The following is an 11,847-nucleotide window of genomic DNA, read 5'->3' on the forward strand; positions in this document are numbered from 1 at the left end:
GGCCACCGTTGTCGGGCTGATCGTCCGATGAGTACTGATTGTCGTCGGACTGGATAATCAAGCTTGCGGCTTGCGTTGGCGCAATGACGGCGGCCGTTGCGGCCAATGCCATCACCGAAGCCAGGAATAGGTTTTTCATATCTTGTCCTCCTAGGTTCAATCTTATGAACTCGCCGGAAGACTTAGCGTTCCAATATCGCTTTTCATAGCCGTGGACGCCAGGTTGGGCGTCATCGGCGGGACAATTTGCCTTACAGGCGCACAAATGCCGTCAGCGGCAGGTGGTCGGACGCCACCCGCGAAAGCGGCGTGTCATGCGCCTCCACGGCCGAGATCATGCCGTGCCGGTTGGCCATGATGCGGTCGAGCGCCAGCAGCGGCAGGTTCGACGGGAAGGTGGGCACTGCCGGCGGCAGCGGGCCAAAGGTGACATGCAGCGTATTCAGCGCGGAGCGGTTGCCGAGCCGCCATTCGTTGAGATCGCCGAGCAGGAGCGTCGGCGTGGCATCGGGGCTGTTCATGATATCCAGCACGACACGGGCCTGCTGCGAGCGGGACCGGCGCAGCAAACCGAGATGGGCGGCGATGACGCGCAGGGTCCGGTTTCCGTCAAGATCAATCTCCGCCACCACGGCGCCGCGTGGCTCCAGCCCCGGCAGCCTGATCTGATGCACGTCGCGGACGACGCCCTTCTTGAACAGCAGGACATTGCCATGCCAGCCATGCCCCTTGCCATTGGCCGCAATCGGCACCGGCACCAGGCCGGTTTCATGTTCCAGGCGAGACAGGTCGAGAAGCCCGTCACGGTCGCCGAAGCGGTTGTCGGCTTCCTGCAGTGCAATCACGTCAGGATCGATTTCGCGGATGACGCGGCTGGTCCGCTCGGGATCGAACTTCCTGTCGAGGCCGATGCATTTGTGGACGTTGTAGGAGGCAACTAGCGTTCCGGTTGTGCCTGTCCGCTTGGGCGCACCGGCGTTTGCCTTCCGCATCCTGCGGTCGCGAATGGATAGAAGCATGCTTGCCGGAAGGCTGCGTCCAGTTCTGTGCATATCCGTGCTGCTCGTCCTCGCTGGCTTCAATTCGGAACCGGGCTACAGTCAAAATAGGCGCCGTCGGCATATATTCCATGACAGGCTGGCGTCACACGCGCCAACCTTGGCTAGAGATAGGGCGAACCGAGCCACAATACCCGGTCGAACAGCCTGATAAGGAAGGGTCGGGCCCGCAAGGCGTCGAGCGTCACCGGCACTGCGGTGGCGAGCGCCGATCCGATCCGCGCCTCGATCTCGCTGGCAAAGCCGGCGTCGAGGACCTCGAGGTCGATCTCGAAATTCAACCGCAGCGACCGGGCGTCAAGGTTGGAAGAGCCGACATACGCCCACACGCCGTCGATCGAAAGCAGCTTCGAATGGTCGAACGGTCCCTCCGTGCGCCAGATGCGGCAATAGTTCTTCAGCAGCTGATCGAACTGCGCCGTCATAGCGCGGTCGACAAGGAAAAGATTGTTCACCGCCGGCACCACGATGTCGATTTCGACGCCGCGCCTTGCAGCGGTGGTCAAGGCGCTGATCAGTTCACGGTCCGGCAGGAAATAGGGCGACATCAGGCGGATCGATTTGCGGGCGACGGAGAACGCGCCGATCAGCAGCTTGTGGTTGGTTTCGATGCTGGCGTCCGGGCCGGATGCGACCGCCCGCACCAGCATGGGCAGGCCGGGCGCCGGCGACAGCGGCCCAATTCGCCAGGCATCGCCCTTCAACGGTTCGTCGGTGGCGAAGCGCCAATCCTCGGCGGCGACCGAGAAGAGATCGGCGACGACCGGACCAGTGACCCGGAAATGCGTGTCCCTGGCGCAGTTGGAACCGGCGAACTCGGCCGAGAAGCCCTTGCGGATGTTCATGCCGCCGGTGAAGGCGACCTTACCRTCGATGATCAGGATCTTCCTGTGGGTCCTGAGATTGGCGTAGGGCAGGCGCAGGCCCATGACGATGTTGCCGTTGAAGACATCGGCGGTGATGTCGGCGCTGCGCAGATGCCCCAGGATACTCGGCACGGAATAGCGGGCGCCGACGGCATCGATCAGCACGCGGACCGTGACGCCGCGCCGGACGGCGCCGGCGAGCGCCTCGACGAAGAGCATGCCGACGGCATCATTGTCGAAAATATAGGTCTCGAGCAGGATGCTGCGCTCGGCGCCGTCAATCGCCGCGCACATGGCGGCATAGGCCTCGTCGCCTGTCTCCAGCACATCGATTGCGTTTCCAGGGTGGAGCGCGCGCCGCGCCACCCTGTCGCCCAGTGTCCGCAGACCGGTGAACCGCTGCCCGTATCGCTCGACGATCAGGGCCTCTTCGGCCGCAACGTCGCGCTCATGCTTGGCGGACACCGCGCCGCCGGTAAGTGGGCGCTGGGCGCTGATCGAGGCGCGACGGATGCGGTTGATACCGGCGACGGCATAGATCAGCACGCCTATGATAGGCGACAGCACCATCACGCCGACCCAGCCGGTGGCTGCGCGGACATCTTCCTTGGTCATGACGACGTGGATGATGCCGACGGTCGCCATCACCACCGAGATGATCGCAAGGATTTGGGGCCAGTGAGTCGCCAGAGTCTCGAACATTGCTGGGACTATCCAGCGAGCGGTTGCGGAAGGCAATGCGGCCCCGGCGTGCGGGGCGAATCCACGGATCGGCGTTACCGGGTAAGTGTCTGCAACCGTTGCGAGCGGCGCAGCCGAGGCATTATCTGAATTATCTCGGTACGGAGCAGCAGGCTTGCACCTCCATCTGCTTTTACCGGCTTCGGAATCTTTCTGTCAGTCAGGGCGATACGATTGAGGATCAAGCCAAGGAACTCGCTGGGCGAAGACTTGTGCGCCTCACTTCCGGTCGAGAAAAGTCCTCACGGCTGCGATCGTGGCCTCCGGCTGCTCTTCCATGAGCCAATGTCCCGAATGGGGGACCACGACTTCGGTCACGTCCGTCGCGGCATTGCGCATGACGACCGCCTCGGTTGCTCCAAAGGATTTTTCGCCGCCGATCGCCAGCACCGGCATGGTGAGTTTCGTCATCATGGATACCTTGTTGTCTTCGACGTCCTGCCGGATAGAGCGGAACTGCGCGAAGGCCGAGCGCATCGCTCCCGGAAGGGCGTAGAACTTGGTATAGTGCTCACGCGTTGCTTCGTTGATCTTGGACGGATCGCCCGCGAATTCGTTCCAGAAACGATCAAGGTAGATGCGTTCACGTCCCGCCACCAGCCGCTCTGCATCCGGCCCGCCAAAGTCGAAATGCCACAGCGCCGGGCTGCGCACGACCTCATCCCAGGGCGGAATGCCGGGAACCGGCGCGTCCATCACCACCAGCTTTTCGGTCTTGTCCGGATAACGTGCCGCATAGGCGTAGGCGACCATCGTGCCAATATCGTGCCCGACAATGATGGCATGGTCGATATCAAGCGCGGTCAGAATTGCGCGGATGTCGGCCGCCTGTGTCCGTTTGTCGTAGCCATCGACTGGATGGGACGACAGACCCATACCCCGCAGATCCGGAATGACGATCCGGTGATCGCGGGACAGTTCGGTGGCCAGYGGCCCCCACATATCACCGGTGTCACCGAAACCATGTATCAAAACCACCGGGGAGCCCTGTCCGCCCACACGGACATGCAGCGTCACATCACCCGCCTTGATATCCTGCGTCTGGAAGCCAGTGGGCAACGATTGAACCTGCGCTGCGGCAGGCAATGAAATCACAAGCATGCCAAACAGGCCAAGCAGGAACCTGAACATCTCTTAATCTCCGCCAATTGGTCCCAGTCTCGTGACCATCATCTGTACCTTGCTTGAGTATGGCGCAGGACTTTCGTTCTGATTAGCCATATAATTCGGGAACTCGAATTCGGAAAATGCGGACAATCATGAAGCTTGAAGGCATCGGCACGTTTGTCACCGTAGCGGAAGCCGGTTCGATCAGCGAAGCCGCCCGGCGTCAACGATTGTCCAAATCGGTGGTGAGCGAGCGTTTGGCCGAGCTCGAAAGAAGCCTGGGCACGACCTTGCTGCATCGTACGACGCGCAGACTTACCCTGACGGAGGATGGGATAGCTTTCCTCGCACGAGCGCGGCGCATCGTCAGGGAAGTGGAGGACGCCGGCGCCGACATGGCGGAACGACGCGGCGAACTGGTCGGGCCGCTGCGTATCTCGGCGCCGGTCGCATTTGGACGCATGCATCTCGGGCCGGCGCTTTACCCTTTCCTGGCGCGCCATCCAGGGATCGAACTGACGCTCGATCTCGATGATCGGCGCGCCGATGCCGCTGCCGATGGTTACGATGCGGTTGTGCGACACGGTGCGATCCAGGATTCGCGGCTGATAGCATGGCGCCTCGCGGCGAGCCGACGCCTTCTCGTCGCGTCGCCGGAGTATATCGCCCGGAACGGTGCGCCTACGTCAATGGCTGACCTGGCCAGCCATCGGGGCATTTTCTACACCCATCGCGGCGTCGCCGATTGGCGCTTTCCCAGCCCCGACGGCGCTGCGATTGTCCGGGGTCGGATCGGGTTGCTCGTCAACAATGGTGACGTCATGCGTGAGGCTGCGATCGCGGGTCTAGGAATAGCCTTGCTGCCGACTTTCATTGCCSGAGGAGCAATCAGAACCGGTGAGCTCAAGATCGTCGATATCGGCGTCGAGGCCGAAGGCGAATTCATCTATATCGCGTATCCTGAAGGGCCGCCGCCATCGGCCAAGCTCAAGGCGTTCGCGGAATGTCTGATCACGGTAATCGGTGATCCGCCCTACTGGGATGTGCCTGATTGCCGCCCGACGGACAAATGATTATCCGCTCCATCTAGGCAAATCACTAAAGACCCAGGGCAATCTTGAAAGCAGAAAGCTCGTCGTTGGTGACGGGGACCACGTGCTGCGGCTCGGGGTAGGCGCCCGTCTGCACGTCGGATATGAACTCGCGATAGGCGGCGATGCGTTCACGCTGCAGCCGCTCATATTCGGCGGCGAAGTTGCGGTAGGTCTTGGCGTGGCGCGGCCTGTGGCCGGCGGTGTGGCCGAGCACGTCCTCGCTGAAAAGATACTGCGCGTCGGCATGCGGCCCGGCGCCCATGCCAAGCATGATCAGGGGCGTATTCCTCGTGATCAGTTCGGCAACCCGGTCGGGCACCACCTCCAGCTCGGCGCCGAAGCAGCCAATGGCCTCCAGGCGCTTGACGTGATCCCACACCGCACGGGCACTTTCGGCCGTCCTGCCGACAGCCTTGAAGCCGCCGGTCCAGGTGCATTGCGAGGGGATCAGGCCGACATGGGCGACGACCGGCACGGCGTTGTCGCAGAGCGCCTTCTGGATATCGAGCGAGGCGGCGCAGTAGAAACAGTCGCCGCCGATGCGCATGAACTGGTAGGCGGTTTTCAGATAATCCTCCGAGGTGACCAGATTGCCGGCGGGACCGTAGGGCAGCCCGACCTGCACGAAGCATCGGCCGGCCGCCTCGCGCATCTCGGGCGAGAAGAAGCGCCCCTCGATCGAAAGCATGTCTATGCCGGCAGCATCCGCTGCCGCCGCCTCTTCGAGAGAGGTGACGTAGAGCATGGAAATCTTTTGTCCGCGGCCCTTCATGGCGCGGATGTCGGCGACGGTGGGACGGCTGCTCTTGGTGACCATTCTTGTTCCTCAGACGGTGAAAGCTTCACGGAAGGCCTGCAGTGCCGGCTCGGGATCACCCGAGGCAAACGCTTCCATGCCCACCGGCCCGCGGTAGCCCATGTCCTTCAGCGCGCGGGCGATGCCGCGATAGTTGATCTCGCCCGTGCCGGGCTCCATTCGGCCGGGCACGTCGGCCACCTGGACTTCGCCGATCCATGGCAGGCAGGCGCGGCACAGCGCGATCAAGTTCCCTTCGCCGATCTGCGCATGGTAGAGGTCGAGGTTGAGGCGCAGGCCCGGCCGGTTGACGCTCGACACTAGCGCAAGCGTGTCTTCGGCTCGTGCAAAAGGCACGCCGGGATGGTCGACCGGAAGGTTCAAATTCTCCAGCGTGAATGTCACGCCTTCCGCCTCGGCGAGATCCGCAATCCGGTTCAGCGTGTCGTATGCCCTGAGCCACATCGCGCCGGTGACGGTCTCGCAGGGTGCGACCGGCAGGCCGCCTTCGCCCAGCCCGGTGCCGTGCAGGTTGAGCCGTGCGACGCCGAGGCGTTTGCCGACCGCCGCGGTCTCCTTCGCCGTCATCAACAGTTCCGCGGCGCCCTCGTCATCGGAGAGACGGCCGCGCAGATAGCCGTTCATGATCGAGAAGGTCGCGCCGGAATTCTCGAGCATTGCGAGGTCGTGATCGGGCCAGTTCCAAAGGCCGACCTGGAAGCCCATTTCGGTCAGGCGCCGCACGCGCCATTCCATCGGCCGGTCGCGCCAGAGCATCTCGGCGCAAGCCGCAAGGGTGAAGGTATCGGACATGTCAGACCTCGATGTACACGCGGCCGTCCTCGACCTTGGTGTTGTAGATTTTAAGGTTCACGCAGACCGGTGCGCGCAGCGCTTCGCCGGTCCGGTAATCGAACACGCCGTTGTGCTTGGGGCATTCGATCCTGTATTCCATAACCAACCCGTCGCTCAGATGCACCTTCTCATGCGTGCACAGCCCGTCGGTGCAGAAGAACGCATCGTCGGGGCTGCGGTAGATGGCGAATGTCCGACCCTCGTGATCGAAGCGGATAACGTCCTCTTCCTCGATATCATCGGCCGCGCACGCATCAATCCACCTTGCCATTGTCGCCCTGCAGTCTGTTCTTGGGTTGGTCGAAAAGACAGCCGGCGGAACCACGCATTCCGCCGGCCGCACAGGAAGGTGCCCGGGAGGAGGAGATGGGCGCCTTCACTGGGTTCACGCATGGCTTGCGCCATGCGGCGCATGCCTGTCTTCAGCCGCCGAGAAGCTCTCGATCTCGGCTTCGAGTTCGGCCATCTGCTCGCCGCCTGCCATCAGGTCGGTGATCGCTTCACGGCTTTTTTCGCCCTTGCGGAAGTCGGCGACCTTGGCGCCCCTGATGAGGACGGCGAAGTGGTCGCCGACGGTCAGGGCATGAACGACATTGTGGGTGATGAAGATGACTGCGATGCCCTTGCGACGTGCCTGCAGGACGATGCGCAGGACATGCGCCGCCTCCTTGACGCCAAGTGCGGCGGTCGGCTCGTCGAGGATCAGCACGCTGGCGCCGAAATGCACGGCGCGCGCGATCGCCAGCGCCTGCCGCTCACCACCGGACAGTCCACCGACCAGGCGATCGCCGTCGTCGATGCGGGTGATGCCGAGCTGGCGCATCTCGGTGACGGCGATCTCGTTGGCCCGCTTGCGGTCGTAGATGGTGAGCGGTCCCCAGCGCCGTGTCGGCTCGGCGCCGACGAAGAAGGAACGGCCGATGCTCATCAGCGGGAACGTCCCGCCGAATTGGTGCACCGTCGCGATGCCGTGGTCGCTGGCGTCGCGCGGGCTGTCGAAGGCGACAGCCTTGCCGTCCATTTCCATCGTGCCCGATGTCGGTTTGTGGACGCCGGAGAGGATCTTGATCAGCGTCGACTTGCCGGCGCCATTGTCGCCGAGCAGGCACAACACCTCGCCTCTGTCGACCTCCAGCGAAATGTCGTGAAGCACGTCGATCGGACCGAACGACTTGTTGATCCCGGTCAGCCTGAGCAGGGGCGTGGTCATGAGCGAACTCTCGATTTGGTGCGCGGCGCGTAGGTCAGCGCCATGGTGCGGAAGGTGTTGTTCATCAGCACGGCCCCCAGCAGCAGGACGCCGATGATCAGGCTTGCCCAATTGGCGTCGAAGCCGGTGTAGAAAATGCCCTGGTTGACGATGGAGAAGGTCAGCGTGCCCAGCACGATGCCGACCACCGAACCATACCCGCCGGTGAGCAGCACGCCGCCGATGACCACCGCGATGATCGAGTTGAAGATGAAGGACTGCCCCGCGGCCACCTGGGCGCTGTTGTAGAGGATCGCCTGCGACATGCCGACGAAGGCGGCGCACAGGCCGCTGCTCATGAACAGCGCGATGGTGACCCGGTCCGTCGGGATGCCGGCATTGCGGGCGCTGACCGCGTCACCGCCCATGGCCAGGATCCAGTTGCCGAAGCGCGAGAAGTTCAGGATGAAGCCGACGATCAGGACGATGGCGATCCACCAGAACAGGGTCACCTGGAACTTGCCGCCGAGATAGTCGCCAAACACAAGCTTGGCGATCGGCCCGCTCTTCAGCGCGACACTGGTGCTGCCGGACAGGATGATCGAAAGGCCGAGCGTCAGGCCGGCCAGCGCGAACAGCGTTGCCAGTGTGACGACGAAGGACGGCACTTTGGTGTGGATTACCAGGAGCCCGTTGATGAAGCCGACGATGAGGCCAAGGGCGAGGGCCGCGAGGATGCCGACGATGATCGGCAGGCCGTAGTGGCCCGAGATGATGGCGATGGTCATCGAGCTGGCGGGGATCATCGAGCCGACCGAGAGATCGAGATGTCCGGCGATCATCAATAGCCCCACCGGGAGAGCGATGATGCCGAGTTCCGAGGCGACGTTGAGCCAGCTCGCGGCACCGCCGGCCGACATGAAGTTGGCGCCGCCGAAGATCGAGAAGAACACCAGCACGGCGATCATGCCGATCAGCGAGCCGACCTCTGGGCGACGCACGAGCCTACCGATCGAGGGCATCGAGGAATGCGGGGCGGGTAGCGCAGTCGCTACCACGGCAGGTTGGTCATGGGCTTGGGATGTCATCGAAGTGGTCCCTGGCTTGAACAATGGGGGTGCCTGGCGCGGCCCTCGGAGGGGCGCCGGCCGGCGATGTCCGGCCCACGGCGGGCCGGACACTCGGTTTGCGCAATCAGCGGGCGCCGGCCGCCGCACCACCCATCGTCGCGCCGACGTTGGCAGCATCGACGATCCCCGGTCCGGTCAGCACCGGCTTCGTCGGCAGGTCGAGCCCATAGTTGACGAAGCCGTTGAGCAGCGACACCGCGAGATAGCCCTGCAGGTAAGGCTGCTGGTCGATCGAGAACATCTGCGTTCCGTCCTTGATGCGCTGCAGGCCGGTTTCGTCCATGTCGAACGACGCGAGCTTGACCTTGTCGCCAAGATTGGCCTGGCTGATGGCGTTGGCCGCACTGTTGGCGTCGCCGGCACTGATGGTGATGAGGCCGTCGAGGGTGTTGTCTTTCAGCACGGCGGCCTTGATCGCCTCGGCGACCGCGGTCGGGTTGCCGAAGCTGGATGAAGGCAGCGGCAGCTGGGTGGATTTGCCGCCGCTCTTGGCGATGGCGTCGGCGATGCCCTTGCAGCGGTCTTCCGTGTTCGTGGAGCCAGGCAAGGTGTTGACGCACAGCACGTTCTTGGCGCCATGGTTGCCGAAATAGGCGCCGCCACCGAGACCGGCCGCGTATTCTTCGTTGCCGGCATAGTTCATGGCGCCGAGCCGCTTGGCTGCGTCCATGCCGCCGGAATTGTAGATGATGAGCGGCACGCCGGCGGCAACGACTTCCTTGAAGGCGTCATCCATGGCCTCGGGCACCCAGTCGGGACCGACGATGGCGCTCGGCTTCTGGCTGAGCGCGGTGCGGATCAGCTTGGCGGCGTCCGGGCCAAGATTGTCGTAGTTCTGCGGGCCGAGCCAAGTCACCGAGCCGCCGGTCAGTTCGGCGACCTTTCCGGCGTCGTCCGCACCTTTCTTGACCTTCGACCAGAACGGGTCGTCCGCCTTGCCGCCGATGACGAAGATCTTCGCCCCATCAGCCATTGCGGCTGTGGCACCTGTCGCCACCAAGGCTGCCGTCATCGCCGCAGTCAAAAGCTTCGTGATATGGTTCATTTCATTTCCTCCCGGTTGCCGTCATCAGACGGATTGGAAAACTTGGTCCCGACGCTCCCCTCCCGGCGCGTCGCGTGATCAATGCTTCGCCCGGCGTCGCTTACGCCCTGGCATTCATGCGCTGCTTCTTTTTCTGGAACCGGGCGTCCATCATGGCGTCGCCCTCTCTGGTGCCGTCATGCAAGGTGCCGAACCATCTATCGAGCGGGATCAGCCCGTCGCCGCCGTAGTTCACCTCGAAATATTTATGGTGCAGGTAATGCGCGTAGGCGTGGCTCGATACGGCTGTGTCCTGCGTGAGTTCCAGCTTTTCGAAGCCGAGATGGCCGTTGACGGCACCAAAGCTGGCGACGTGCAGCTGGAACAGTGCGACGATGGGGTTGGACGGGATCAGCAGATGCCAGAAGGCGACCGCGTGATAGAGGAACCCTTCCACCGGGTGCATCGACAGCGACGACCAGGGCGACGGGTTGATCGAATTGTGGTGGACGGAGTGGATCCAGCGATAGAGCGGACCCCAGTGGATCAGGCGGTGGATGAAGAAGAAATGCACCTCGTGAATGGCCGGTGCGACCAGCACCAGCGCGGCGAGGTAGACGGGGTGGTCCTGCCAGCCGACCCACGGCACGTAGCCCTTGGCAAAGCACCACAGGAAGATGACTTCGACCACCGTCCATAGCGGGATGGTGATGAAGAACGAGCGCAGGAAGTTGTCGAGGTTCTGGCTCTGGAACCAGAACACGTCGGAGGGCGCATCGGCGGGGAATTTGTGGTTGTATTTGAAGCGCGTCGCTTGCGTGCGCCTGACGTAATAGCGCAGCTCGAAAATGCCGTAGAAGACGAGGATCGCCGCGGCGTTGACGGCGTAGAGCCAGAGCGCCCATCCCCAGCTGATGGTCTTCATCGTCTCGACGCTGGGGACGACATAGATCCAGTAAAGGAGGGCGGTGGCCATGTGGAAGGCATTCCACGGCCAGATATAACCGGGCAGCCATGCCAGGATCTTCGGCAGCCTCGGTGGCCAGTTCCACAACGGCACGGCCTCGATGCGCCCGTTCGGCTTCCAGTCGCCGCGCTTGTCGCGCACGCCGTATTTGAGATCGTCCATCCCGGATCCTCCACCCGCAGTGCCTGGGATGGCTCGCACGCGCACGCCGCCTCGCACCGCCGTCGGGCGGAGGGTCAGAACCTTGTCTGCGCTGTGCTGCTTCTATCCCWGGGCTGGCGGTGCTTGCGCCTTCTTTGCTTCTTCCCGAGATAAACATCTTGATCCAAAATGAATCAAGAATAGAATGTTTATTCCAAATTAATTGTATCATTCGTCTCAGGGCTGCCCGACGAATGATATCTTCGTATCAATTGCTATAGGCTGATGACACGAAATGGATCAGAACAAGCGGCCGACCATCAAGGATGTTGCCGCCGAGGCCAATGTTTCGGTGGCCACCGTCAATAGGGTGCTGAGCGGCTCGGGCGCCGTGCGCCAGGGCACGCGCGAGCGCGTCATGCTGGCGGCGGAGCAGATCGGTTTCTACGGCATGGGCGCGCTGCGCAGCCGTATAGCGGCCGCCCGGCCGCGCTACCGGTTGGGTTTCCTGCTGCACCAGCCCGGCCGAGCCTTCTACCGCAACATGGCCGAGGCACTGCGCCTTGCAGCCCAAACGATGCCCGACTGCGAAATAGAGTTGCTTACTGAGTTTCTCGACGATCTGTCGCCGCAGAATGTCGCCTCGCGGATGCTGGCACTGGGCGCCGAATGCRACGCCGTCGGCGTCGTCGCCGCGGTCCATCCTCTGGTCACCCAGGCGGTGGACGCGCTGCAGGCCCGCAACGTGCCGGTTTTTGCGCTGATCTCGCAGATCTCGGCGACCGGCCATATCAACTATATCGGCCTGGACAACTGGAAGGTCGGGCGCACCGCGGCCTGGGTGTTCGAGCATGTTTGCCGGGCGCCCGGCAGACTGGG

Annotated in this window: 12 protein-coding genes; 2 read left to right on the forward strand and 10 right to left on the reverse strand. The window is 63.0% G+C overall.

What is annotated here, in order from left to right; all coding sequences use genetic code 11:
• Positions 1-251 precede the first annotated feature (251 nt).
• The 3 genes from ACXJ7R_RS14215 to ACXJ7R_RS14225 all read right to left on the reverse strand — a co-directional run bounded on the left by ACXJ7R_RS14215 (position 252) and on the right by ACXJ7R_RS14225 (position 3,796).
• Positions 252-1,052, reverse strand: a complete 801-nt coding sequence (locus tag ACXJ7R_RS14215; protein ID WP_095084468.1) for an endonuclease/exonuclease/phosphatase family protein — start codon at positions 1,050-1,052, stop codon at positions 252-254.
• A gap of 110 nt (positions 1,053-1,162) precedes the next feature.
• Complete coding sequence (locus ACXJ7R_RS14220) at positions 1,163-2,626, reverse strand: phospholipase D-like domain-containing protein (RefSeq protein ID WP_457152387.1); 1,464 nt, start codon at positions 2,624-2,626, stop codon at positions 1,163-1,165.
• 258 nt (positions 2,627-2,884) lie between these two features.
• Positions 2,885-3,796: an alpha/beta fold hydrolase gene (locus tag ACXJ7R_RS14225; RefSeq protein WP_457152388.1), complete on the reverse strand. Its 912-nt coding sequence runs from the start codon at positions 3,794-3,796 to the stop codon at positions 2,885-2,887.
• Positions 3,797-3,921: 125 nt separating this feature from the next.
• Between ACXJ7R_RS14225 and ACXJ7R_RS14230 the strand changes: the two genes are divergently transcribed.
• Positions 3,922-4,845: a LysR family transcriptional regulator gene (locus ACXJ7R_RS14230; RefSeq protein WP_457152396.1), complete on the forward strand. Its 924-nt coding sequence runs from the start codon at positions 3,922-3,924 to the stop codon at positions 4,843-4,845.
• A 25-nt stretch (positions 4,846-4,870) separates the two neighbouring features.
• Here the strand turns inward: ACXJ7R_RS14230 and ACXJ7R_RS14235 are convergent, their stop codons facing one another.
• From ACXJ7R_RS14235 to ACXJ7R_RS14265, 7 genes are all read right to left on the reverse strand, one after another.
• Positions 4,871-5,683 (reverse strand): 3-methyl-2-oxobutanoate hydroxymethyltransferase, encoded by an 813-nt coding sequence (locus tag ACXJ7R_RS14235; protein WP_457152389.1) that lies wholly within the window; start codon positions 5,681-5,683, stop codon positions 4,871-4,873.
• Between the two features lie 9 nt (positions 5,684-5,692).
• A complete protein-coding gene (locus ACXJ7R_RS14240) occupies positions 5,693-6,475 on the reverse strand; it encodes a TIM barrel protein (RefSeq protein ID WP_457152390.1) in 783 nt (260 codons plus the stop codon).
• 1 nt (position 6,476) lies between these two features.
• On the reverse strand, positions 6,477-6,788 hold the full coding sequence (locus ACXJ7R_RS14245) for a MocE family 2Fe-2S type ferredoxin (protein ID WP_457152391.1): 312 nt from the start codon (positions 6,786-6,788) through the stop codon (positions 6,477-6,479).
• 114 nt (positions 6,789-6,902) lie between these two features.
• Positions 6,903-7,727 (reverse strand): ATP-binding cassette domain-containing protein, encoded by an 825-nt coding sequence (locus ACXJ7R_RS14250; protein WP_457152392.1) that lies wholly within the window; start codon positions 7,725-7,727, stop codon positions 6,903-6,905.
• The gene (locus ACXJ7R_RS14255; RefSeq protein ID WP_457152397.1) at positions 7,724-8,728 is read right to left on the reverse strand and encodes an ABC transporter permease; all 1,005 of its coding nucleotides are present in this window, start codon (positions 8,726-8,728) and stop codon (positions 7,724-7,726) included. Before ACXJ7R_RS14255 ends, ACXJ7R_RS14250 begins: the two co-directional genes overlap by 4 nt.
• A gap of 172 nt (positions 8,729-8,900) precedes the next feature.
• On the reverse strand, positions 8,901-9,881 hold the full coding sequence (locus ACXJ7R_RS14260; protein ID WP_457152393.1) for a sugar ABC transporter substrate-binding protein: 981 nt from the start codon (positions 9,879-9,881) through the stop codon (positions 8,901-8,903).
• A gap of 100 nt (positions 9,882-9,981) precedes the next feature.
• Positions 9,982-10,989 (reverse strand): sterol desaturase family protein, encoded by a 1,008-nt coding sequence (locus tag ACXJ7R_RS14265; RefSeq protein ID WP_457152394.1) that lies wholly within the window; start codon positions 10,987-10,989, stop codon positions 9,982-9,984.
• A 274-nt stretch (positions 10,990-11,263) separates the two neighbouring features.
• Here ACXJ7R_RS14265 and ACXJ7R_RS14270 point away from each other — a divergent pair.
• A partial coding sequence (locus tag ACXJ7R_RS14270; RefSeq protein WP_457152395.1) for a LacI family DNA-binding transcriptional regulator occupies positions 11,264-11,847 on the forward strand: 584 nt, incomplete at its 3' end.

This window comes from Mesorhizobium sp. P5_C1, from assembly GCF_054049815.1.

Bases quoted from the DNA above. Each gene is read 5' to 3' on its own strand.
- ACXJ7R_RS14215 (WP_095084468.1), bottom strand. From the start codon at position 1,052: ATGCACAGAACTGGACGCAGCCTTCCGGCAAGCATGCTTCTATCCATT.
- ACXJ7R_RS14235 (WP_457152389.1), bottom strand. From the start codon at position 5,683: ATGGTCACCAAGAGCAGCCGTCCCACCGTCGCCGACATCCGCGCCATG.
- ACXJ7R_RS14240 (WP_457152390.1), bottom strand. From the start codon at position 6,475: ATGTCCGATACCTTCACCCTTGCGGCTTGCGCCGAGATGCTCTGGCGC.
- ACXJ7R_RS14245 (WP_457152391.1), bottom strand. From the start codon at position 6,788: ATGGCAAGGTGGATTGATGCGTGCGCGGCCGATGATATCGAGGAAGAG.
- ACXJ7R_RS14250 (WP_457152392.1), bottom strand. From the start codon at position 7,727: ATGACCACGCCCCTGCTCAGGCTGACCGGGATCAACAAGTCGTTCGGT.
- ACXJ7R_RS14255 (WP_457152397.1), bottom strand. From the start codon at position 8,728: ATGCCCTCGATCGGTAGGCTCGTGCGTCGCCCAGAGGTCGGCTCGCTG.
- ACXJ7R_RS14260 (WP_457152393.1), bottom strand. From the start codon at position 9,881: ATGAACCATATCACGAAGCTTTTGACTGCGGCGATGACGGCAGCCTTG.
- ACXJ7R_RS14265 (WP_457152394.1), bottom strand. From the start codon at position 10,989: ATGGACGATCTCAAATACGGCGTGCGCGACAAGCGCGGCGACTGGAAG.